Genomic DNA, 23,651 nt, shown 5'->3' with positions numbered 1-23,651 from the left:
CTCCTTACGAAAGCTTAATGCGTGGATCGACAACGGTATAGAGAACATCCGAGATCAGGTTCCCTACGACCACACCAATCGCAATCAGAATAGTGGTAGCCTGGATAACAGGATAGTCACGAACGTTGATCGACAGTACTGTATTCAAGGCGATGCCATGAATGTTAAAGATCAACTCGACAAAGAACGAGCCAGCTACCAGGAGGCCGAGAAAGAGGCCAATGACTGTGATCAGAGGAATCATGGCGTTTCGTAAGGCATGGCGATAAATAACAACGCCTTCAGAGAGCCCTTTCGCACGAGCGGTACGGACATAATCCTGACGAAGCACTTCGAGCATCGTCGTTCGCGCTAAGCGAGCAAAATAAGCGTAGCCAGCAGCACCATAGACGATAATGGGGACCAGTTTATATTGGATATCCTCAGGCGTATATTGCCAGGGATTGCCCCAGTTAGATACCGGCCAGGATAAACCAAACTGAGTGTTGATCCACCCAACGATAACCTGGGCAAAGGCTGCCAGCACAAAAGGTGGCAGGGCATAAAAGATGAGGGCGACTGCCATATTGCTAGTGTCAATCCAGCTATTGGCTTTTACCGCAGACCAGATGCCCGCAGGGATGCCGATAACAAGCGTAATTAACGTTCCCCAGAAGGCCAGTTCTAACGAAATTGGGACTCCACTACTAAGAATATCCCAGACTGCGCGGTTCTTATAATAGAACGAGACGCCCAGATCAAAGTGTGCTAACCGAACCAGAAAATTCCAATACTGGTGATACCAGGGCAGATCAAATCCATAAATGTGTCGTAACTGAAGCCAGAGTTTTAGATTGAAATGTTGTCCCATCGCAGCTTTGATGGGGTCGTCAGGCTGCCAGTACCCAAGGATGAAGGTGATGAAGGTTACTCCAAGCACCACAAAAATGAGCCCAATGAGTCGTTTGACGAGAAATTGAAGCATAGTGTGTCCTCACTCTCCTGTCGAGGTTGGTATGACGAGCGAGATGCCGCTCATGACGTTATCTGCACAGGGAATAGCAAGCACCTGTGCTGTGCTAAGCCTATCTATACAATGGCACCTTGTTATAGATAGGTTGTGCTTAGCGCTATTTGCTACTGTCATGTGGCTGAATTTTGTTCATTCTATGTGAAGCAATCGGTAATGTCAAGCATACTAGCACCTCTGTCTCGCCCAGGGCAGAGTCAAGAGCCAGCCCAGGTTGCGAATGCTGTGCTGGCTCCTGGGGCCAGCCAGAACGACTGAAGATGGGTCAGAAAGCGTGTCCTCTCTTTTTGTGTGCGACACCGCCGCTACGCTCTTCCCTTTGTGCCAGCGAGAAGGCGTAGCGGCATAGAACCTGAAGGGGTTCTACCTAGCGCTATTATCTAGCACTGTTATCTAGCAATGTACACTTTTGACCAATCATCAGGCGGTATAATGAGCAGTGCATTGTCTACATAGCCCTGAACTTTGGGATTAATCAGCGTATGATTGACCGACTGATACAACGGAATCCAGGCCACATCATTAACCAGTTGCTGCTCAGCCTCATTATAGAGTTGAGCACGTTTGGTCACATCTGTTTCCTTGTCAGCAGCAACGAGCTTTGCCTGCACTGCTTGTTGCGCAGCAGCGCTGGTGCTGTTGTTCTGACCATAGTTATTATTGTTGTAGCTTGCTCCTTTCTCAAAGTAGATGCTCAGCCAGTCCTGTGGATCAGGATAATCGGCCTGCCATGCGCTAATCCATACCTGTAGTGGATCGGCGTGACCAGTGGTTGCCCCTTCAGCCTGAATCAGAGCGTCAAAGTCGATGGCATTGGTTTTCATGGTAATGCCCAGAACTGCCTGCCACTGACTCAAAACAGCATCGGTAATCTTTTTAATGCTGGAGTTGCCCGTATAGTAGGTGAAGGTCACGTCTGGGAAACTGCTCAGGCCCTCTTCCTTCAGCCCTTCGGCGAGCAATTGTTTGGCTTTGGCCGCATCACCATTGACAGAGGTTACCCCGGCTGGTCCAGTCAGGTTTTTGCTTGCACCATACATGCCCTCAGGAATCATATGATTGGTTGCTTGAACAGAATCCTGTAAGACGTTTTTGGTGATGAGCTCCTTTTTGAGAGCCAGGGCCAGGGCCTGACGCACTTTGATATTATCAAAGGGTTTGGCCAGGTAGTTCAGGCTTAGATAGCGGGTGACCAATGTGGGATTCTCATGGAAATCGTTGCGGTTTTTGCTATTCGGCACCTGTGCAGCTGTCAACGTGGTGTAGTCGTATTGTTTGCTGAGATAGGCCTTGTAGGTGGTGTCCAGATCGCCAGAAAAAGGCATTTCTAAGCGCTTCAACTGAGGCATCTTGCCATAATAGTGTTCGTTGGGGACCAGAATCAGGCCAGTGGTGTGATTATAGCTCTGTACTTTGAAGGGGCCATTTCCACCCCCCTCTTGTAGATGATCCGTCCAGGCCGTACCATATTTCTCAATAAGCTTCTGCTCTACTACATAGGCAGTTGGATAGGTGAGCGTCTGGAGAAAGTAGGCAGCGGGCTGGTTGATAACCAGTTTGATTGTGCTGGGATCGACGACGATGATGCTATCCCCGATCAACGTTTTCACCGCACCACTCGCCATTTTGTCGGAGTCCTTTAAAAGGCTCAGATAGCTGGTGACGGCTGATTTGGTGGCTGGATCAAGGGAGCGATTGATGCTGTAGGCAACGTCCTGAGCTGTCAATGCCGCACCGTCGCTGAACGTCAGATTGGGCTTCAATTTGAACGTATATGTCAGGCCGTCAGCGCTGACTGTGTGGGAGGTGGCCAGTTGATCCTGAACCTGACCCTGTGCATCAAACTCCACAAGACCGGTGAAGATAGCTTGAATGGCGTAGCCATCGGTTGCGTCTTGCACCAGCGCGGGGTCTAATGTTCCAAAATCCTGTTTGCCAGACATAGGATATTTGAAGATCTGCTGATCATCAGCTGCTTTTTGTACGTTTCCGGTACTTCCGCTCTGGCCGCAGGCGGCCATGAGAAGCGTCATGAGACACAACATACCGGCGAACATTTGTGTACGCAATGCTTTTTTTCCCTGCATGGAAAAGGTCTCCTTCGAAATGATTGGTGCATCTGATCGCCAGTAAGTAAAGAAGAGGCTAACAGCCTGTGTCCTTCTCCAATGTCTCGTCCTGTAGAGAGGAGGACATCTTTTTCCATCTAAGCGAACAGATAGCTGGATAGAGTAATTGCAGGTAGAACTTCGTTGCATTGGTTGGGTGTTCTCATATGCCTTCGTGTCTCAATGGGATGGGAAACGGTGACTACGAGCATTCCAGGGATCAGGGCCAGATGAGGAAAAGAGCTCGTTCTCTTCTCCTTAAAAAGACAAAACGTTCAAAACATCAATGATAGTGACCAGGGTGTCTGCACAAGGTGATCCGGCAACCTCTACAAACGTATGGTCTATAGTAACATACGTTTGAGATTTGTGTAATCTCTCACTGTTGTAAATAGGAAATTTGGTATGAAAATGAAAAATAAAAACTTTTTATATGAATATAGACATTAATTGTCCTCTGTAAAGGCCAAATAGGGAAAAGAAAACCGGCTCTCGTGAAGAGAGCCGGCACGCCTTCTGGAAGAATCTCTTGAGACACCTTCTTTAAGCGTATCTACCTGACCAGACTATTTGGTCATGTAGATGTTCTGCCAATCCTCTGGATCGGTGATACCCAGAGCATCGACAGTATACCCTTTGAGTTTGGGGTTTACCAGGACGACTGAGGCCGACTGATAGAGAGGAATCCAGGCCACATCATTGATCAGCTTCTGTTCAGCTGTGTTGTAGAGTTGAGCACGTTTGGTTGCATTTTGCTCTACATCAGCCTTTTTCAGATCAGCCTGGACAGCCTGTTGAGCTGTAGCAGTAGCGCTCTGATTCTGACCATAGTTGTTATCGTTGTAGCTCTGGCCTTTGCCAAAGAAGATGCTCAGCCAGTCCTGAGGATCGGGATAGTCCGCCTGCCAGCCGCCAATCCAGACTTGCAAGCTGCTATTACCAATCGTTGCATTCTGAGCATTGACCAGGGCATCAAAGTCAATGGCGTTGGTTTTGGGTGTAATACCCAGAACTGCCTGCCACTGGCTCATCACGGCATCAACAACTTTTTTAATGGTTGCGCTGCCAGTGTAGTAGGTGAAGGTGAAATCGGGCATGCTGGTCAGGCCCTCTTCCTTCAGACCTTCGGTGAGTAGCTCTTTAGCCTTGTTGGCATCACCATCAACGGTAGCCAGACCTGTTGGACCATTGACGGAACTGCTTGCACCATACATGCCAGCTGGTACCAGGCGATTGGTTGGATCAACCGCACCATGTAACACATTGTCAGTGATCAAGCTCTTTTTGATCGCCAATGCCAGTGCCTGACGGATTTTGATATTGTTAAAAGGTTTGGCCAGGTAGTTCATGCTGATATAACGAATGACCAGAGCAGGAGTGCGGACGAAGTCGGGGCGGGTTTTGGCCTGAGGCAGGCTGGCCGCAGGGACAGTCGCGTAATCGTACTGCTTACTCTGATAGGCCTTATACGTGGTGTCAACATCACCAGAGAAAGGCATCTCGAGACGCTTCAACTGGGGTTTTCCACCATAATAGTTGCTATCGGGAACCAGGATCAGGCCAGTGCTATGGCTATAGCTCTGCACTTTGAAGGGGCCAGCGGTACCACCCTCTTGCAGATGATCGGTCCAACTTGTCCCGTACTTCTCAATGAGCTTTTTCTCTACCACATAAGAGCTTGGGTAGGTCAGAGTCTGGAGGAAGTAGGCCGCAGGCTGGCTGATGACCAGTTTGATCGTACCGGGATCGGTAACAATAATGCTATCTCCGATCAAGGTCTTGACGTCGCCACTGGCAATCTTGTCGGAATCCTTCAAGAGGCTCAGATAGCTCACGACAGGTGATTTGGTGGCGGGGTCCAGAGCGCGATTGATGCTATAAGCAACATCCGACGCAGTAATGGCAGAGCCATCGCTGAACTTTGCATTGGGCTTCAGCTTGAATGTGTAGGTCAGACCATCAGAGCTGACCGAGTGAGAAGCAGCAAGCTGATCTTTCACATTGCCCTTATCGTCGAACTGGACCAGACCAGTGAAGATGGCCTGAATCGCATAGCTATCGGTAGCATCCTGAACGAGAGCAGGGTCCAGGGTTCCAAAATCCTGTTTGCCTTCCATGGGATAGCGGAAGACTTGCTGGTCATCGGCTGCCTTACCGGCAGTGGGCGTGCTGGCCTGTGAGCCACAAGCCGCCATAAACAGGGCAAAGAAGCACAGAAGGCCAGAGAAGAGCTGGATACGACGTGGGTTTTTCCCTTGCATGCAGGGATCCTCCTTAAAAAGGAAAACGCGATGTGATAAGAACGTAGGTGCTGGGATCAGTGGATCGCTATAAAAAAGCTAGAATGCAATAGACATGCATTATGCTATTTACTGTTCCATAGATAGAATGTACCACCATTGTAAGTATCGCGTAGCTTCCAGTCCTACAAAAAGTAATCGCTAAATCAGGATAAAAGAAAGTTTCTTGCCCCTCTATTGAAAAGAGTTCAGGAAAAGATAAATTGCCATGCGAAGAAGGCTTTCATTTATAACAGTCATTAGGTAATACCATTTGTAGTCCACCGTTACTCTTAAAGAAGATTTCTTGAAGAGTATATATATTCTATACGTCGAGTAATTACATAATCTCTCACATTTTTTCACGACTTTTGAGAAGATCCCCAAAGTCGTCCTAATAGATTGATATGTGTCTATCTTATAGCCAATGAAAAGGCTGGACTCAGACGTTGAGATATGGTACTCTAACGGGGTGCGGGTCAAAGAAAAACAGGTAATCGCGGACCAGAAGGTCCGAGGAAAGTCCGAGCTCCATAGAGCGTGGATGCTGGCTAACGGCCAGTGAGGGTGACCTTAAGGAAAGTGCAACAGAAACATACCGCCGGTCCGGATCTCTGGTCTGGATTGGTAAGGGCGAAATGGTGAGGTAAGAGCTCACCAGCAGCCAGGTGACTGGCTGGCTGGGCAAACCCCATCCGGAGCAAGACCAAGCAGAAGGAGTGATCAGGCGTTTCGATGCTTGATCCGCAGGTTGCTCGCCTGTTAACCTTCGGGTTGGTTGCTTGAGGCGGCGGGCAACTGTCGTCCTAGATAGATGATTACCATCCATTCTCACCGTAAGGCAGGATGGAGACAGAACTCGGCTTATGGTTTTCTTTGGCCTGCCACCACCCCACAAGTCTGCGTTTTTTGAGCCAGTTTGAGCCAGGTAGAGTATCGAGTATCCTCGCTGTTGTTTCTTTCTCTCTACAAAACAGGCCGCCGATACAAAGATCTTTGGCCTGCTTTTCTATCGAAGGATCAGGCTGTTTTGCTACCAGCTGATCCGATCGTGCTCTACTAGCCAGCGCATGAAAGCGAGGCGGCGGCTCTCTTCGACCATTTCACGATATTCTTTCTGCTCGCCAACATGTTCTTTCATATGAACCAGGCGGGTTGCTTCACATTCTGTAAAGCCCTGGCTAAGAAGCTGTTGGAAATGGGGGCCTTCACTGATTGAAGAATATTCTGGCATGATGCTCCCTCTCTGCGACTAACCAGACAGATTACGAGATGGTGGGATAGATGGAGACAATGAATGAGCGGAGTGTTATCGCTGTGAGCATGCCTCTCATTTAGTAAGAACACTGCGCCTTCCTAAAAATTTCCACACCTACGAATGTTTGTTATCTATATTCCGGTTGTTCTGGCAGAGTGGCTCTGGTTGGAAGCTCCTTTTCGCTAGAGAGCAAATAGAAGGGCATAAGTTGTTGATCCGATGGAGAGAGTAGGGAGCTACTCTCCCGTGAACATGTGTCTTCTTTAAACTATTCTGTTGGTCATGCTCATTCCTAGTTTTAAGATTCGTAACGCTCGCTCTGTCGCGTCCCTTGTCAGGGTTGCGGCATTGTGTATAGCATAGACTAATGACATGGGCCGAGAGGGTAATACTGCTACCGCATCAATACCAAGTTGGTAGATTCCTTGATACCCCTCGCTCAGACCTCCAGCCAGTGCCAGGACAGGAATATCGCGCTGTTTGGCCAGAGCTGCAACGGCTCCTACACTCTTGCCATAGGCAGTCTGTTCGTCGAGCTGACCTTCAGCGGTGATAACAAGATCTGCTCCTTCCAGATGCCTTTCCAGGTTGACTGCTTCAAGGACGATAGCTGCACCTGGTCGAAGGGTTGCATTGAGGAAGGCAAGCAGACCTGCTCCTAATCCCCCTGCCGCGCCTGCGCCGGGCTGTTCGGCAATGGATATTCCCAGGTCCTGGTCTATGATCTGGGCATAGTGTGCCAGCGCGGCATCGAGTTCCGCCACCATCTCGGGTGTTGCTCCTTTTTGTGGCCCGTAGATGGCCGAGGCTCCTGACGCTCCACATAAAGGATTGGTGACATCGCATGCCACCTCAAAAGTACAATCCACCAGACGTGAGTCAAGGTTGGAGCTATCGATCTGTGCGAGCTGTGCTAATGCCGCACCTCCCCATGTGAGCTCTTGCCCGTTTGTTGCAAGGAGATGGATTCCCAGAGCTTGTGCGAGACCAGCGCCGCCATCGTTGGTCGCGCTTCCTCCAATTCCAAGCAGAAAGTGACGACAGCCTTCATCCAGAGCAGCTCGGATAAGCTCACCAACTCCATAGGTTGTGGTGATCCGTGGATTGCGTTGTTCCGGTGAGATTAAGGGGAGTCCGGCACAGGCGGCCATCTCAATCACCGCCGTTTTTCTATCTTCCCCGCCTAAAAGTCCAAAGAAGGCCTCAACCGGTTCTCCTAAGGGTCCAGTGACTCTGCGCGTGAGGATTGATCCACCAGTGGCATCGACCAGTGCCTGGACCGTTCCTTCACCTCCATCGGCAACGGGGACAACGACGATCTCTGCTTCGGGATAGACTGCTTGAGCGCCCTGGGCGATAGCAGCCCCTGTTTCGGCTGCGCTCAAACTTCCTTTGAGCGATTGGGGCGCAATGACGATACGCATTTTTTCCTCCTACGTTTCGTATGGTCAAACACATAGTATGCCTAGTATACAGGCGGAAGGGAGAGTTTGGGAGCTGATTTGCGCTGTGACTTCACCTGCTCTATACTAGGATGGTAAAGATACCTCCAGGTCTTGAGATATTTTGTTCGTGCTGACAGCTTTTTGGGAGTATTTCCATGTTTTACGGTCTTCCACTCTCCTGGTCATGGAATTGGGGCGTTCTGATTTTTTTTATTGGCATCACTGGTCTCTATCTTTGTGGTTGGTGGCGAGCGCAGGTGCATCAGCGTCGTCTGGGCGAACCAGCTGTCTCCTGGCTGCGTAGCATCTGTTTCCTGAGCGCTATGGGGCTCTTTGCCGTAGTCTTCTTTTCTCCAATGAATGAATTAGCTCGCCTTCATCTCTTTACATTGCATATGGTGCAAGCGGTTTTATTGACGACGGTCTGTGCTCCATTGGTGCTAGCCGCCTGTCCTGCTATCGTCCTTCAACCTTTGAACGAATTGCCAGTTCTGCGGGTTATTTTTCGTGCCCTTACTCGTCCGGTAGTGGCATCTCTCATCTTTAATCTGACCTTTCTGCTCTGGCATGCTCCTCGCTTTTATACCATGGCGATGAAGAGCCCTACACTCTATACTCTTCTGCTCCTGAGCATCTTTGTGACTGCATTATTGAACTGGTTTCCTTTAATCGGGTCGGTAAGGACAGCACGTCAGATGAGTTATCCGGTTCAGATGCTCTATGCCTTTTTAGATGGGCAGCCAGTTGATATTTACGCTTTTATCCTCGTCTTTACTGGCGTTCCCCTCTATACACAGTACATGCTTCCCCCTGAACTTGGTATCACGCCATTTGCTGATCAGGCGATTGCTGGTGCACTGCTCTTAATTCCAGGTCTGGTCGATCTCGGTGTGATGAGCCCGATGTTTTTTCGCTGGTTGGGACAGATTGAAGAGAAGACGCGCCAGGCTGATCTGCGTCGCTTAGCTGAAGCCGAGGAGTGGGAAGAGGTTGAAGATGAGGAGCAGCAAAGAGCTTAATCGCTCCATTGGCAGGGAAGCATAATGGCATGGCGGAGACGTTGTTCATAGAGAGAGCGGGGAATTTCGCTTACACCTAAAGTGAGCAGGTGAGGGGTTGTAAATTGTGTATCGTGCAAGGTATAGCCACGGGCTTGCAGGTGTTCAACCAGAGCTACCAGGCAGACTTTTGAGGCATCTGATGCAGTTGAAAACATGCTTTCCCCCATAAACGCTCCCCCAATCGTGACCCCATACAGACCACCCACCATGTGTTTCCCCTGCCAGGCCTCCACACTATGTGCGTGACCAGATTGATGGAGGAGCGTATACGTCTGAATAAATTCCTCGTTGATCCAGGTTTCTGAGCGAGCCCCACAGGCTCGCATCACCTGTTCAAAGGATGTATCCATCCGTATTTCATAGCGGCGCTTCCGAATAGTTGAACGCAACGATCGTGAGACCCGTAAATTGGCATGTTCCAGAATAGCACGTGGGTCCGGAGCATACCAGCGAATCTGCCCATCCTCATCAGCCATAGGAAAGATCCCCTGGGCATAGGCATTAAGAACAAGCAAAGGATCAAGGGTCTCAGATCGTTTTCGCGCCATGACATCTCTCCTATTTTTTGCGTGCAAACCAGCGTAAATAGCGGACAGTTGCTGGTTTCGTAGCCTGGATCATCTCCAGATCGGCAGCACTCAATGGTTTAACGAGATAGAAGAGGATGAGACAGAGCACGAGAAACAGTCCTCCAGAGGCACTCAAGAGAATGCGGCTATTGGGATGCCAGAGGATACTTGGCAGGGCTGCAACCACAAGGACAGCCAATACACGAAAGGTAAAGCGTAAGAGATCCAATGGATAGTGGCGTGGTAGGGTTGGCAATAAGAACAGCAGCATTAAAATACCCGTCACCAGTCGAGCGAGCCCATCCGCAATGAGTGCGCCAGCTGGCCCATATTTTGGAATTAAGAGAATACCACTCACGATCATCAGTACCAGGCCAACCCATTGACTGACAATCACCAGCCCGGCCTTTCCAACGACATAGAGGCTTGACAGATGAATAGTTGATCCCGTTATGCGCACAAGAATATTAAAAAACAGAAAGATTGCCAGTAGCGGGCCAACGGCATCAAATTTGTCCCCATAAAGAGTATGGCTAATACTCTCGGCATTAAAGAGACAGAAGATGAGCCCGGGACCTGCGATCAGTGTCTCAACCTTAATCAGAGCCTGCCAGGAACGAGCCAACCGTGTCCCATTATGACCAACATACGCAGCTGCCAGTGCAGAGGCCCCCACACCAGAGAGCCCGGCGACTAGCAGAACATTTGCTGCATCGGCCATCTGATAGGAGAGATTAAAAAAGGCAACGTTTGTATCTGCTAAGCGAGCAATCGAGTAATACACAAGGAGAAACAGAACAACCTGCTTGAGTAAAGCCCCCGAGACCAGATTATTTAACCAGGCCGAGAAGCTCAAACGTAAGACAGGACCTAGCGGCTGTTTGTAGGTCACTCCTCGCGCAAATAAAAGGGAGGTTAACCAGAAAATGAAACCAGTTGCGCCAACTAGTGAGAGTAAAGCCTGCATCCACAGGACGCCGTCAATCCCCCAGCCCAATTGAATGACCGTAACGCCAGAGATTAAGAGTCCCAACTGCACCATACTGCCTATGACCAGCACAACTTTCATTCGCATCACAGAGGCACAGATAGCCATTAAAAGGTTTGTAATGCCTGAGCCAATAACATAGAGCACAATTGGCCAGATATGAGAATGAATAACGGGATCTGTGAAACTTGCGGCAACCTCACGCGCACCATGAACAGGGAGTTGGGCAATAACATTTCCCAGCGTAGTCAGACCAAATAGCAGGACAAGGACACTGACCAGCAGAATACCCAGACGAATACTCAACATGCGCCTCATCAAAGAGGCCGCCGCGGCTTTCCCGTATTCAGCGAACACGCTGGGGACAAAATTGGCGGTGGCATCCTCTAATCCGAAAGCCGTGATATAAATCAAGGTATTGATGGTCGTCTGGATACGGGCGTACATACCATACTCTGCGGTGGCAATGGTGTGCGTAAGCAGGAGCGTCAAAGTAAACAAAGAAATATAGAGCCAGAATTGGTACGCCTGGTTAAACAGATAATTATTGGGAGCCCGCTGTAACAACTGATGTGCTTCAGCGTCTCTCTGAATGGGCTGGATCTCTTCAAGTGTTTCAGGTGACATAATTATTACATTCTTTGGGTCTATCGATGCCGCCTCTCGTCGGCTCTCAGCCATTTGCCCGCTTCCTGTCACACCATCTCTACTTTGCCCATCGGGATAGTTGGTCTGTGTTTCCGTCTTGTTCAAACGGATCAGCCGTAAAGGACGCAACGGTAATTTTTGCATATCTTTATTTTATCTCATTTTGAGAAGGGAGCGTGCTAACCAGCCAATACCTCCTAGTGCGGCAAACAGTTCCAGCACACTAACATTGGCTGTAACATGATCCGCGGAGACAAGATAGAAGGCACCGATCTTGAATGTTGCGCCGATCAGGAAGATGCCCAGTCCAATCCAGGCAGGAAGTGTGGCCAGTAAGATCGCGCGTTGCCAGTCTCGGTTCAAAAAGCCAATCACTGTGGGGAGCGCATACAGCAATAACGTAATAACCGGGGCGATACTGGCTGGAAAAGGGCCATTGAGGGTTGAGCTAGCTGAAGGAAGGAGCCGAGACCACATCTGAGGCGTAATGAGCGCCATTGAGACAAGAAGAGTCTCCAGAGCTGTAAGGCTCCAGACCGCTCGATCCCAATTTCTTGGAGCCTTCTGCGGCGGAGGCTGCCCATGAGTTGATTGGTGATACATAGATTTCGTCCTCTCGCGTTTTTGTCGTATGTAAGAGCTAGAAAAGTAGAGCTAGAAAAAATTATTGTTATGCAGACAACTATTGTCGTGGTAAAGGAAGCAAGCCGAGATCATATTTCATCTGTAACAGGCGGCGAACCGATTCATCGATTCTCTGCTGGCTGATAGTGCCTGCATTGATGGCATCTTTAATACCATCAATCATTTGTTGCAATGCAGTTGGACTGGAGGCTCCCATGAGCAGATCTGAGCCAGCTTCAATAGCTAAAGCTGCGGCCTGTCCTGGAGTATAGAGATTGGTGATGCCATCCATTGTCAGGCTATCCGTCATAATGACCCCCTTGAAGCCCATTTGATCGCGTAGAATGCCCTGCACAATCTTGCTGGAGAGCGAAGATGGTAATTGGGTGTCGATCTGAGTGAGAAACTCATGGGTAACCATAATAGCATGAACATTGCCCTGTTGAATGAGATTACGGTAGGGGGCCCAATCCACTTGCTGAAGCGTATCTGGTGAGAGTGAGAGATGGGTGATCTGTCTGTGAGGATCGCCATTGACATGTCCAAGGCCCGGAAAATGTTTGAGTGTTCCAAAGACTTTTCCGCTCTGTTGTAGTCCGTTGAGATAAGCTCCAGCCATCTGAGTGACTTCATCGGCTGTCTTGCCAAATGCTCGATATTCGGTATGAATGATGGAGGCATTGGAGGTATCAACATCTACAACTGGTGCTAAGTTCACATTCAGTCCATATTGAGACAGATCTTGTGCATCTTGCATCCCGGCTGCTTTTGCCTGCTCAGGATCGCCCGTTGCAGCAATCTTTGCTGCCGATGGGCGTGGATCATCGATAGTTACGAGCCTGTCAACCTTTCCCCCTTCCTGATCAATGGCTAAGAGCATGGGGATAGGAGCATTCTGTTGCATCTGTCTGGTTAAGTTGGTCAGTTGAGTCTTGCTCGCTACATTCTGGTTGGCTGTAAAAATCAATGCAGCCCCCACTCCATACTGGCTGATCATAGCATTCAGATCAAGTGAGTAGTCGGGGCCAATAAATTGAATCAGCATCATCTGACCTAATTTCTGGTCAAGGCTCATCCTACTAATAATTTGATCGATATATTGTTGTGGTGTTAACGTTGTCGGTGTCCCGTTTTGGGGTTGAAGTTGTTGGGTAATCTTTTTTATCAGATTCTTATCAGTATTTTCTTGTGTTCCCGATAGGACAATCCCCCAGCCCCTGGGGCCAATAAAATCGTTGGCTCCAGTGGAGAAGAACTGTAGCACGATCAAACAGAGAAGGGAGATCAGGAAAAAGGCCTTGCCACGGCTCATAGGCCATGGTTTTTGAAAAGGCTCTGTCTGAGGAAGAAGAGGGAGGGCATGCGTAGTCTGTGTATCAATCGTATCAAGAATAGTCTGCGCGGGATCAAGCGCTGACTGGGACAGAGATTGATTCGTATGGATCTGAGGTTGCTGAGATACAACAGACTGAAGCGGGACAGTAGGTGACTTCTGAGTCTCTCTTTCGGTAAAAGCATGAGAAGGAGTCATTTCCTGCAATGCACTCTTCTCTGTTGTCGGGTTTCCCACCTTCTGGTCATCTTCGGGTGCCGTTTGTGGATCTGAATCCCCCATCGCCAGATGAAAGGCCGGTTTAAATTGTGGTTTACGCCGTCGGTTCAAGTGTACTAATGGCTTCTGTTGTTTGCCAGGCCACGAATTGGTCGGCTCCATGATTGGCGGTCCCTTTCAACAGTAACAAGTAACAATGTGCAAATTCATAGTTTTTGTTTACTTGTGATTGTGATTTTTGATACCAGTTTTTATGCATGATTCCATAAAAGGATGATTGAGTTCTTCAAACTTCCATCATACGAACGCTTCACATAGATGAGTTGTAACATAAAAGGCGTAGTACTAGGTGATTGTCAATCCTTTCTGAGTAAAACATATTTGCATAAAAAAAGCTAGTGGCCTCATTGGGTACGATTTTATTTCTTGAAAATCTCACCTGATGGTACTTTATTGGCCTCCTTCGATGGTACTGTCTTTGTATAGGTAAGGATGGGGTGTTCTGTGTTGTATTGTTTCATCTTGATGCGACTTTCCTACCTATTGTGGGGTTTGTGCTTGTTGATCTGAATGGACTAAGTTATACTGTTCGTACCACTCTTTTGATTTGGAAAGGGACGGGGTTTGATGAAAAAATCAATGACAGGATTTATGTTACCAGTGCATGTGCCACAACGCTTAATCCAGGGGACGTTGCGACAACGCCTTCTCGCCTGGTTCGTGTATGGTTTTCTCTTTGCTTGTGTATTAACAGTTTTTGAAATACTTATCATTATCGCTTTTAATCCATTTTTGATCTTAGGGACGGCTGCGAATAGGTGGGTGGCTTTATTGGTGGTGCCTGTCCATGCCCCTCTTCTTCTGCTCGTCCCTCTGAGTGAACTTGTTGTAGGGACGCTTGTTCTTGGTTGGGCCGCCCAACCATTGGCACTTTTTGCGTATCTTCGTTCGACTCAGCAACTACAGAAGGAGATCTATCAGCGCTCGTTTCCTGTAACTGCGCTGCTGACGCTGCCTAAACAGGAGTTTGATGAGCAGCCATCGGGAGAGAAGCCAGCTGAGCCAGTCGATGTCTTAGAGTTATTGCAGCGTCCGAACACGAGCATTCTCTTGTTGGGTGAGCCAGGAACGGGTAAGACGCAGGCTCTACGCGCTTTCCATTATCAAGCTTCCCAACGGTCTGCTTCACGTGCGTTTGCTCATGCACGTCTCCCAATCTATCTGTCGCTTAAGAAGTACAGCCTTTTTCTGAACCAGCATGCCGGTCGATTAGGAGATGAGGAAAGCTCTGGCCTCTTATTAGAATATCTGGTGCAGAGCGAATTACCGGGATTTGAATACCTGCGCTCCAGTCTCCGTCGTTTGGCTGGGCAAGGTCGCCTTCTCTTTCTCTGTGATGGGCTTGATGAGGTGGATCTTGCACTACGAGCTCGTATCGGCAGCGAGCTGGCTGCCCTGATGCAGTCTACAAGGAATCTTTTTGTCCTGACCGCTCGCGAAGTCGATTATGTCTCTCATCCAGAGCTTGTACAATTAGTTGAAGATGGGCTACTCCATCGAGCTGATCTTTTGCCTTTGCAGGATGATCAGGTGAGTGAGTTTGTCGAACGTTCGATTGGGAAGCAAGAGGATGATTGGAGCTATACTGCTGGTCAGGTTATACAAGCTCTACAACAGAGCCATCTGGGCTATCATTGCAACACGCCTCTACTGCTCACAACGCTGATGAGTGTTATTGAGCGGCAGGGGATTACGGCAGTCATGCAGGTTGATACACGAGGGCTGCTCTGGCGCACGTATGTGTTTGAGCTTCTCGAGCAACATTTGCATAGCTGGGAGGAGCCTGCTCCAGAGGCGCAAGATGTCGCCTACTTCTTACAAGTGGTCGCCTGTGCAGCTTTCTGGACCGGTGATCGCTTTGCTCTCCAGTTGCCAATGACAGCCGCTCTCCCTGATGAGTTACGCGATGGAGGACTCCCGTTTGGCTTCACACAGTTGGCTGAAGCTATCCTTACCTGGTTGCAAGAACATGCAGCGTCTGGCCCTTTTACCAATGGTGTCGGGTTGGGGTTAGATGAGCAGATTGATCTGGTCCCTATCCTTCAAGTGGCTCTCTCTACGGCGTTGATTGAAGTCAGTGCTGATGGGGTATTAAGTTTTCAGCATGCTCAATTGGCGGATTACCTGGTGGCCGAGGCTTTTCAGGCAGTGCTGGAACAATCCTCAATTGATGCTGAGTTTTTTCAGCCAGAACTGTTGGGGCAGCCAGGCTTCTGGAGCCAGATCGTTGTTATCTGGGCTGGGCTCCTTAATGAACCCTTTGAGTTAGCCCAACATTTTGCGGCGGGGGCTCAAGAACATGTTTCTCTGATTGCACAATCTCTGGCATTGACACTACTCAGCGTAGGCGTTGCTGTACCTGCGACGCTCTCTCCCAATCAGCCACCATTGATCTTTCCTCAATCCTTACAGAAAGAGTTTGAGCAATACCTCCAGCAGCAAAGCATCTGTGAAGAGCTTGCCCAGGCTTTTGTACAATGTGCGGCTGAGGGTGGGCCAGAGATCTATCGATCCCTTCTCCCACTCCTCCTGGTTGAACAGAGTGAACAGCTTTTTGCGCTCTTGGATCAGTCGAGGGTGGCGACGCTTCTATTTGATTTTTTACAAGATATTGTGGATGTTCCTGCCTATGAGGTTCATGTCAGGAGGTTGACCCGCATCCTGGCCAGTTTTGGAGCTCTTGTTGTTCCTCAGGCTACTGCTTTAAGTCTTCCTGAATTTGAACGTAGTTTACGTTTACGTGCTGTCGCTGTAAATATTCTTGGTGGCACAAATGCTGCTGAGGCTGTGACTCCTCTGCTGGCGCGTCTTCGCGATGCCGACTATCTCATCTATCAGCGAGCCACTAATGCTCTTACTCATTTAGGGGCCGGGCTGGTTCTCAAGGCCCTTTTAGAGCAGCTTGAAGAGCGAACGCCTACTGCTGTTATTGCAGGTGTCCATCGCGCGGCCCTGGTCATTCTGGGGTATTTCATGAATGAGCAGGACCCTCTTCGCCAACTTTCTTTGCTTCAATATGAGCAGATTCTGGATGGAATCTTGCCTCTCTTGACTTCGCAATATCAACATGAACCAGAAGTACAGAAACAAACTCGTGAATTATTAGTGGAGCAAGCTCGGAAAACCGAGGGTTTGAATATTCGCGATAAGCGCTGGGCAAAGGTTATTGAGGCGCTTCTGCGTTATCTGCCCTCGCAGAATGAAGTTGCTCTTCGTCATGTTGAGCAGGCGCTACTGGCTATTGGGGTGATGGTTATCCCGATTCTGTTGGAACAAGTGCAGAATACATCAGAGATTGTAAGAGTGCGCGTTGTTGGGCTGTTGCAGTCCTTCCAGAGCCCACAAGCTATTCCAGCCCTGCTAGATCTGGTTGGTGATCCCTTTCCTTCGGTTCAGCAGCGTGTTTCACAGGCCTTGATTGCATATGCACCTGACAGTATTGGTGGCTTGATTGATCTTGTGCAGCATGCACCATCTGAAGTGAGTGCTGAGCGAGCGGCTCAGATTCTGTCAAGTGCGGGCAGCTCAGCGGTGCAGCCAGCTATTCAGGCGCTATCTGATATTGTGCCTGAGCGAACTTTGTTGTTGGTGAAGGTTCTGGAGACCATTCATGATCCCCGGGCTGTGCCAGCTTTAATCGATCTGCTTGGGAGTGTGCTTTTAGATCCTGAACTGGCTCTCTTAGCAATCACTTTGATTCGAGCATTAAGTACGTTCTCAGAAGCAGGGGTTGTGGCACCACTTCTACAAGCGGCTGGCGCTTCCCAGCCTCAAGTGTATGAAGAGGCGATTACCGCCTTGAGTCAGCTGGGCGAGGGGGCTCTGGAGGGGCTGATCGCAGCGCTTGATAGCCGAGATAAGACACTGGTCAAGCGATTTCAGAGAGCAATTTTAGGGATTGCCCCCTTCCCAGGCAAAGCATTGCTCAAAGCGCTTGAACAATGTAGCTCGACACAGCGTCAGCAGATTCTGGCGATCTTTAAGGCTCGAGGTCCTGAGGCGGCTCAGGTTCTGGTGCGCAATCTGTTGTATCCAAAGAAACAGGTTCGGGAGACTGTTTATGAGGCACTGGAGCAATTGCCAGAAGAACTGGTTGTTCCTGCCCTTCTCCTGGGATTGGATGATCCTGCCTTACGCCAGATTATTAGTAGTTTCTTGCTCAAATATCCAGACCAGGCAATTCCAGCGCTTGTCAATCTATTAGGGCATCCTGAGCGCGAGCCGATTGCAGCTGAGATTCTCCCCCAATTTGGCGTGGCGATTCTGCGGTTCTTACTCGCAGGCCTGGATGATGTGCGAAGCCTGGCTCGCGAATCTGCTCAACGTATTATGGCGACCCTTGTCCGTCAGAGTCTTGATGAGCAAGCTGTTCTGCGAGAGGTTATTAAACTTTTCTATCCCCCGCTCCCGGTTCGGGCTCGTGAGGTGCTTGGGGGGGTCTTAACAGTCGACCTGGCTGATAAGAGTGTGCCAGCCTTACTCGAGGCGTTGGGTGATTCACGGTTGCGTAATGACGCGGCAATTTGTCTTGTGCGTCTGGCTCAGAATCCCATGTATCAACAGCTCGTCCTGGATGAATTAGTTACATCGCTGTTAAATGAAGAGCAACGACCAGGAGCTGAAGTAGCTTTGACGCGCCTGGGAGCCGTGGCTGTGCCTCGTCTGGGTGATCTTATCACCTCACCAGATCCGTTGTTGTCACAGGTTGCCAGAGCGGTCCTTGGTGAGATTGGCGTGCCTGCCCTCCCTTTTATCTGGAGTGCACATAGTGATCGTAGCCATCAAGCTCGTCGTGAAGCTGCGCTAGAAATTTTCCATGCGATGCGCACAGAGGTCATTAAGGATGAGCTTATTTCATTGTTGATAAGTCAGCGTCATGATGACACGGCAATGGCTGTCTCGCTGCTACTCGAGCGTATTCATGATGAGTCTGCCAAATCCTATGCAGACAGTGAGATGGTGCAGGAACTGGTGGATTATATCCAGAACAATCAGATGCAAGATACGAATCTCCGTGTCTTAGCGCTTCTGTTTCTCCTGGGTGAAGATACTATTGCTGAACGCTTTGTGCAGGCTCTCAAAGAGTCTATCGTACCTCAAAAGCAATTAAGCTATAGCCTCCTGCTGCTCAGCAAGAAGACGCATAGCCTCTTACTGAAATTGTATAACGATCCAGAAATTAGCGCGGAATTCCAGGCTGAACTGGCGGCTCTTCTTGCAATGGTCTCGCCAACAGAAGTGATTGTCCATGATGCAGCGCATGTGACGAGTTATGGAATGGATACCACTGATGGTACACCACGTTATCCAGATCAACTCGCCCTGGCCTTGCGTTCATTGGGGGGTCTGCTCGCGAGTGGAAACTGGAATATTGAGAGATTATTGGAGTTAAGAGCGGCTAATGCGAATGATGTTGAAGTACGTGAGCTCTTTAATATTCTCTTAGGGATACGCTACGAGCCTCAGATTGCACAGCTCCAGGCCGAAAAGTTCAAAATGCAAGAGACCTTCAAACGCGATATTGCACAGGCAACTGCCCAGATTCTTAATGAGAAGGGACGCGCCAAAGATCTTGAAGATGAACTGGTAAAGGTTCAGCAGGAACATAGCGATCGAGGTGACGAACTCCAAAAGGTTCTTCGAGAGAGAGAAGCCTTGCGTATCGAGGCCGAGAATGCTCAGAAAGAGCGCAGTATGTTAAGGACCACGATTGAGCAATTATCGCGTGAGAAAAGCACTCAGATTAATAAAATTGAGCAATTAATGCGCGAAAAAAATCAGTTAGGAATTCAACTGGAGCAACTTAAGCAGCGCCATCTGGAGTTTCAACGTCGTGTCGCTGATATTTCATCAGCACCAACCGTGAATAATAATCAGCAACGGCGCTAGACCTTACCGACTGGCTGGTTCAACAGGAATGTTTGGACCAGCCTTTTTGTGTTATCAACAGTTTGGATGCCTTATGTTGAGGATGGTGAGCTCTTTGAACTCAACAGTTTGTATGCCTTATGTTGCAGGTGTCGAGCGTTTTTAACTCAACAGTTTGTAGTGCAAGCGAGGTTAGGTAGTGCATCTCAACACGGCTTTGTAGCGTGTTCATCTCAGATATACCTGGAGAGAGAGGCATAGTTCCTCGTTTGTGAAGGAAGATTGGAGTGAAATATGAGTCAATCTGCAGCACATGCCGATAATAAAAAGCTCCTGTGGGAGAAAATTAAAGGTATTCGTATTGCTATGATGACGACCCATGAACCAGATGGTTCACTGCATAGCCGTCCAATGGCAACGCAAGAGATCGAATTTGATGGCGATCTCTGGTTTTTTACGCAAGCAAGTACCCCTAAAGTTGAAGAATTGCAGCGCGAACATCATGTGAATATTGCTTATATCGGGTCCGACGACAACCTGTTTGTTTCCGTCTCTGGAACGGCTCAACTGATCCGTGATCGACAGAAGATTAAGGATCTCTGGAAGCCTTTTTTCAAGGCATGGTTTCCAAAAGGGGAGGATGATCCAGATCTGGCGCTGCTTAAAGTCAGAGTAACAGATGCGGAATACTGGGATGCTCCAGCGGGAAAAATGGGAGCTCTTTATTCAGTGGTCAAGGGGCTGGCTACCGGCGGACAAGATTCTAGTGGCGAAAATCAGAAGTTGCACTTGCAATAGATTTTTTGCGCCACTCACACGCGTAGGATGGTGATCACTCATACCTTCTTTACCGGGGAAGTATGAGTGATCACTGTTTGTTTTATCTCGGCTCCCCGCTCAGTCCCAAACATCTTCGAGCAAGAGCGACGAACTCCAAACGGATCTCCCACCAGTGCTGAAGCCGCTTTACTAGCACATTGTGGACTTCCTTTTCGTGATGGCTTCCTCTTCAGGTTTACATCATTTCCTTTTTGCAAGGCGCTAGACGTACTATCGATCTTTTGCTTATAAGTGTTATAGAAGTTGAGAAGATGAATAGATGCCCTATTTCTTTATCAAAGAAGGCTATTTTTAGAGAGGAATCCTCCTGCAATGAAGATCTCGGCCAGGACTCAGCAGCATAGCCAGCAGCGATTATTGCCGCTTCTGACTTTAGCTGGTTGGCAAGTACGCCAGACGTGGCGTCTCCTCTTTCTACTTGGTATAGGGATGATTGCCGCTGTTGTGATTGTCTGTACCGGTCCGCTTTATGCTCAGATTACCTTGAATGCCAGTTTACGGAATTTTCTTACGGATGATTCTGGTCATGCAACGATCTGGTTGCAAGGGAAAGTACCAACGATCACTCCACAAAACGTTGAAAACTCAAACAGAATCTTACAGCAGATTGCGAGCAGAGATTTTGGCACCAACGTTACCTCTCAGCAATACATGCGTGCGGGAGTTACCGTCCTGACAGGTGATCAGCAACAGTCAGAGTCTAGTGGCAATACCGATGTTCTGGATGGCTTTCCTCAAGCTACTCTGGCTTCTCATGTCCATCTTGTCAGTGGGGCTTTACCTCAAGTCTCTTCTCAAGCGAATGTGGTAGAGATTGTTATTACACCCCAGATGTCTCAGAAGCTCCACCTCAATGTGGGGGATGTGAGCAGAATCACTCCTTCTCTTCTGTCATCAACTATCTGGACTTTGCGTGTAAGCGGGATCGTAACACCTCGCTCAAACACCGATCCATACTGGCAAGGAGAGGTCTTTCAATCTGTTGCATTGAACAATATTAATGCATCGCGCCTTCTTTCAACGTGCTTGACTACGACCGAAGTCTTATCGAAAGCCTATAGTGATCCTGGCGCAACTGAATCGAGCTTTGATTCTGCTCCAGACTTCTTTTGGATCTACCAGATCATTGGAGATCGCCTGGATGTCACTCGTTTGAACCAACTTATTGATGGTATCCATAATTTTACTGCTGATGCCGCAAATAGTCCCGCGCAGATTCAATTAATACAGACGAAAACGCCATCGAATGATCTGGCAGCCTATCGTGATCGTATTAACCTGGCCCTTGTCTCAGTCGACCTGCTCCTCTTACTGATTGTTGGCATGGTTCTTCTTTTTGTTTCGCTCATTGCTGAACTCCTGGTTGAACAACGATTGGATGCGATTGCTCTGTTGCGAAGTCGTGGAGCCAGTCGACGCCAGATTTTCGGCCTGTTTGCGATCCAGAGTGTTCTCTTGGCGCTGATCGCCTTATTGATTGGTCCATTTCTCTCTCTTCCACTTACCCATGAACTGGTGGCTCGTATTCTGCCAGCGAGTGATCTCGACCTGCTTGCTCCTTTGAATGGGAATCTCTTGAATCTTGTGATCGCTATCTGGCCTTACGCGTTACTGGCCGTGACAATTACGTTGCTTGGAATCCTTGCAGCAATCTTTCGCGAAACCGGTTATGACGTACTGGCTCTTCGCCGAGAGGCGGCCCGTTCAAGTCGTCGGCCTGTCTGGCAGCGCTTCTATCTTGATATTGCTCTGGCTATTTTAGCTCTTGGAGGATACGGCTATGCGCGCTATGCAACGACCGCCAGCGCTCTCAATGGTCAGGCAAGCACCCAGACCCTGGCCCCTCTGGCCCTCCTGGCCTCAGCGTTTTTTCTCTTAGCCTGTGTTCTTTTCTTTCTGCGCTGTTTTCCTGTTCTGCTCCGTTGGATGACCAGCCTGGCGAGCCGCCGTGGGAGTGTTTCTTCGATGCTGGCCCTGGCTCAAATGTCCCGTTCGCCGCAGCGAGCCTTGCGAACGATGTTGCTGCTCACGCTGGCAACGGCCTTTGCCATCTTTACCCTTGTGTTTACCGCCTCACAGTCTCAGCGTATCGTTGATATTGCCGATTATCAAGTAGGGACTGACTTTAGTGGGAGCATACCCGACGTTCAAAGCACGAATCTGGCTGAGCAGACGGCAGTCTATCGCGCCCTTCCGGGAGTAGAACGAGCTTCATTGGGGAATGTGGATGTCTTTTTTAGAGATAATCTGAATGCGACGGTGAAAGCTGTTGATGTAGATACCTATGCTCAATCATCAAAATGGTCGTTCCTGCCTGCTTCCAAATCATTGCCCTCGTTGATGACGAGCTTAAAAGCGCAGCGCAAGAAGGCCCAAGTGACTTCAATCATTCCCGCAATAGTAGATGCAGCTACATTAAAAGCCCTCCATCTCCAACCGCACATGGCATTTAGCCTCTCTATCTATGTATCAAATCCTGGTAGTAGCAATGCCACTGTCGATCCTACTACCCCACCTGACAGAGGTACCACTGTAGGTCTCACCTTTTTTATCATCGACAGCGTTTCGCATATCCCATCATTTGATGCACTCGATGCGGGAAATATTGATAATAGCACCCATTCAACTATTTTAGTTGATTATCAGACCTATAATCAACAGTATGGCAAAGCGGTATCGCTCCTTAGCAAAGATCATAGCTATCTCCCAGCCGAGCGTACATTGAATTATGTCTGGCTGCGTGCAAAGCCTGGTGCAAATCTGGGATTATTACATAAAGATCTCTTGAAGCATCTCACGCCTGAGACGCCATTGGCCGATCGTGCTCAATTTATTAGTGTTCTCCAACATGATCCCCTCTATCTGGCTTTACGGGGTATTCTGCTTATTGGCACATTTACTCCACTCTTTCTTGCTCTGTTTGGGAGTTTGCTGACATCCTGGATCGTTGCCACTGGTCGTTTAAGTAGTTTTGCACTGTTGCGAGCGCTGGGCTCGGCTCCTGGGCAACTGGCTGGTGTGTTGAGTTGGGAGCAGAGTATTGTCTATATCATCATCTTTGCGCTTGGAATCCTGGCGGGGGCGCTCCTCTCTTATATGGCAATGCCAGCCCTTATTCTTACCAGCGTTATTGCTTTTAATGGGACCAACATTGCTGTGTCTAATGGGGTGAATCTTCAGAGTGATCTTCCACCGCTCCAATTTGTGTTGTCGCCGTCGTTGGGGTATCTCCTGGGGGGGATTTTGGGCATTAGTATTCTCACACTTCTCCTCATTGTGTACCTTGTATCACGTCCGTCGATGAGTCAGACGTTACGGCTAAACGTTGATTAAAGGTTCTAT

13 protein-coding genes and 1 other RNA gene are annotated in these 23,651 nt (G+C 48.9%); 5 read left to right on the top strand and 9 right to left on the bottom strand.

Annotated elements, in window-relative coordinates; all coding sequences use genetic code 11:
• Positions 1-4: 4 nt before the first annotated feature.
• The 3 genes from EL628_RS14460 to EL628_RS14450 form a co-directional block, all read right to left on the bottom strand.
• On the bottom strand, positions 5-964 hold the full coding sequence (locus EL628_RS14460) for an ABC transporter permease (RefSeq protein ID WP_126580642.1): 960 nt from the start codon (positions 962-964) through the stop codon (positions 5-7).
• A gap of 434 nt (positions 965-1,398) precedes the next feature.
• Complete coding sequence (locus EL628_RS14455; RefSeq protein ID WP_126580641.1) at positions 1,399-3,096, bottom strand: peptide ABC transporter substrate-binding protein; 1,698 nt, start codon at positions 3,094-3,096, stop codon at positions 1,399-1,401.
• Positions 3,097-3,683: 587 nt separating this feature from the next.
• Positions 3,684-5,378 carry a peptide ABC transporter substrate-binding protein gene (locus EL628_RS14450; protein ID WP_126580640.1) on the bottom strand — a complete coding sequence of 565 codons (1,695 nt, stop codon included), beginning with the start codon at positions 5,376-5,378 and terminating at the stop codon, positions 3,684-3,686.
• A 498-nt stretch (positions 5,379-5,876) separates the two neighbouring features.
• On the opposite strand from EL628_RS14450, the gene rnpB reads away from it, so the two are divergent.
• An RNA gene (gene rnpB / locus EL628_RS14445) (RNase P RNA component class A) lies at positions 5,877-6,279 on the top strand.
• Between the two features lie 150 nt (positions 6,280-6,429).
• Here the strand turns inward: rnpB and EL628_RS14440 are convergent.
• Together EL628_RS14440 and EL628_RS14435 are read right to left on the bottom strand one after the other, a co-directional pair.
• A complete protein-coding gene (locus tag EL628_RS14440) occupies positions 6,430-6,630 on the bottom strand; it encodes a hypothetical protein (protein WP_126580639.1) in 201 nt (66 codons plus the stop codon).
• Between the two features lie 287 nt (positions 6,631-6,917).
• Positions 6,918-8,078 carry a glycerate kinase gene (locus EL628_RS14435; RefSeq protein WP_126580638.1) on the bottom strand — a complete coding sequence of 387 codons (1,161 nt, stop codon included), beginning with the start codon at positions 8,076-8,078 and terminating at the stop codon, positions 6,918-6,920.
• 176 nt (positions 8,079-8,254) lie between these two features.
• Here EL628_RS14435 and EL628_RS14430 point away from each other — a divergent pair, with 176 nt between their 5' ends.
• Entirely contained in the window at positions 8,255-9,118 is an 864-nt protein-coding gene (locus EL628_RS14430; protein WP_126580637.1) for a cytochrome c oxidase assembly protein, read from the top strand.
• Here the strand turns inward: EL628_RS14430 and aat are convergent.
• The 4 genes from aat to EL628_RS14410 all read right to left on the bottom strand — a co-directional run bounded on the left by aat (position 9,115) and on the right by EL628_RS14410 (position 13,703).
• Positions 9,115-9,708 carry a leucyl/phenylalanyl-tRNA--protein transferase gene (gene aat / locus EL628_RS14425; protein WP_126580636.1) on the bottom strand — a complete coding sequence of 198 codons (594 nt, stop codon included), beginning with the start codon at positions 9,706-9,708 and terminating at the stop codon, positions 9,115-9,117. The two genes, EL628_RS14430 and aat, sit on opposite strands and share 4 nt — an antisense overlap.
• Positions 9,709-9,718: 10 nt before the next feature.
• A complete protein-coding gene (locus EL628_RS14420) occupies positions 9,719-11,509 on the bottom strand; it encodes a lipopolysaccharide biosynthesis protein (protein ID WP_126580635.1) in 1,791 nt (596 codons plus the stop codon).
• Positions 11,510-11,518: 9 nt separating this feature from the next.
• Positions 11,519-11,968: a hypothetical protein gene (locus EL628_RS14415; protein WP_126580634.1), complete on the bottom strand. Its 450-nt coding sequence runs from the start codon at positions 11,966-11,968 to the stop codon at positions 11,519-11,521.
• A gap of 79 nt (positions 11,969-12,047) precedes the next feature.
• Complete coding sequence (locus EL628_RS14410) at positions 12,048-13,703, bottom strand: glycoside hydrolase family 3 protein (RefSeq protein ID WP_126580633.1); 1,656 nt, start codon at positions 13,701-13,703, stop codon at positions 12,048-12,050.
• 465 nt (positions 13,704-14,168) lie between these two features.
• Between EL628_RS14410 and EL628_RS14405 the strand changes: the two genes are divergently transcribed.
• The 3 genes from EL628_RS14405 (at position 14,169) to EL628_RS14395 (ending at position 23,642) form a co-directional block, all read left to right on the top strand.
• Positions 14,169-19,490 carry a HEAT repeat domain-containing protein gene (locus EL628_RS14405; RefSeq protein ID WP_126580632.1) on the top strand — a complete coding sequence of 1,774 codons (5,322 nt, stop codon included), beginning with the start codon at positions 14,169-14,171 and terminating at the stop codon, positions 19,488-19,490.
• A gap of 273 nt (positions 19,491-19,763) precedes the next feature.
• Positions 19,764-20,267, top strand: coding sequence for a pyridoxamine 5'-phosphate oxidase family protein (locus EL628_RS14400; protein ID WP_126580631.1), 504 nt, complete (start codon positions 19,764-19,766; stop codon positions 20,265-20,267).
• A 354-nt stretch (positions 20,268-20,621) separates the two neighbouring features.
• Positions 20,622-23,642 (top strand): FtsX-like permease family protein, encoded by a 3,021-nt coding sequence (locus EL628_RS14395; RefSeq protein WP_126580630.1) that lies wholly within the window; start codon positions 20,622-20,624, stop codon positions 23,640-23,642.
• Positions 23,643-23,651 lie beyond the last annotated feature (9 nt).

Source organism: Tengunoibacter tsumagoiensis, assembly GCF_003967535.1.
GTDB lineage: Bacteria > Chloroflexota > Ktedonobacteria > Ktedonobacterales > Ktedonobacteraceae > Tengunoibacter > Tengunoibacter tsumagoiensis.
This window is presented reverse-complemented; position numbering and strand designations above follow the sequence as displayed.

Excerpts from the sequence above, each read along its gene's own strand:
- EL628_RS14460 (WP_126580642.1), bottom strand. The coding sequence starts at position 964 with ATGCTTCAATTTCTCGTCAAACGACTCATTGGGCTCATTTTTGTGGTG.
- EL628_RS14455 (WP_126580641.1), bottom strand. The coding sequence starts at position 3,096 with ATGCAGGGAAAAAAAGCATTGCGTACACAAATGTTCGCCGGTATGTTG.
- EL628_RS14450 (WP_126580640.1), bottom strand. The coding sequence starts at position 5,378 with ATGCAAGGGAAAAACCCACGTCGTATCCAGCTCTTCTCTGGCCTTCTG.
- EL628_RS14440 (WP_126580639.1), bottom strand. The coding sequence starts at position 6,630 with ATGCCAGAATATTCTTCAATCAGTGAAGGCCCCCATTTCCAACAGCTT.
- EL628_RS14435 (WP_126580638.1), bottom strand. The coding sequence starts at position 8,078 with ATGCGTATCGTCATTGCGCCCCAATCGCTCAAAGGAAGTTTGAGCGCA.
- EL628_RS14430 (WP_126580637.1), top strand. The coding sequence starts at position 8,255 with ATGTTTTACGGTCTTCCACTCTCCTGGTCATGGAATTGGGGCGTTCTG.
- aat (WP_126580636.1), bottom strand. The coding sequence starts at position 9,708 with ATGGCGCGAAAACGATCTGAGACCCTTGATCCTTTGCTTGTTCTTAAT.
- EL628_RS14420 (WP_126580635.1), bottom strand. The coding sequence starts at position 11,509 with ATGCAAAAATTACCGTTGCGTCCTTTACGGCTGATCCGTTTGAACAAG.
- EL628_RS14415 (WP_126580634.1), bottom strand. The coding sequence starts at position 11,968 with ATGTATCACCAATCAACTCATGGGCAGCCTCCGCCGCAGAAGGCTCCA.
- EL628_RS14410 (WP_126580633.1), bottom strand. The coding sequence starts at position 13,703 with ATGGAGCCGACCAATTCGTGGCCTGGCAAACAACAGAAGCCATTAGTA.
- EL628_RS14405 (WP_126580632.1), top strand. The coding sequence starts at position 14,169 with ATGAAAAAATCAATGACAGGATTTATGTTACCAGTGCATGTGCCACAA.
- EL628_RS14400 (WP_126580631.1), top strand. The coding sequence starts at position 19,764 with ATGAGTCAATCTGCAGCACATGCCGATAATAAAAAGCTCCTGTGGGAG.
- EL628_RS14395 (WP_126580630.1), top strand. The coding sequence starts at position 20,622 with ATGAAGATCTCGGCCAGGACTCAGCAGCATAGCCAGCAGCGATTATTG.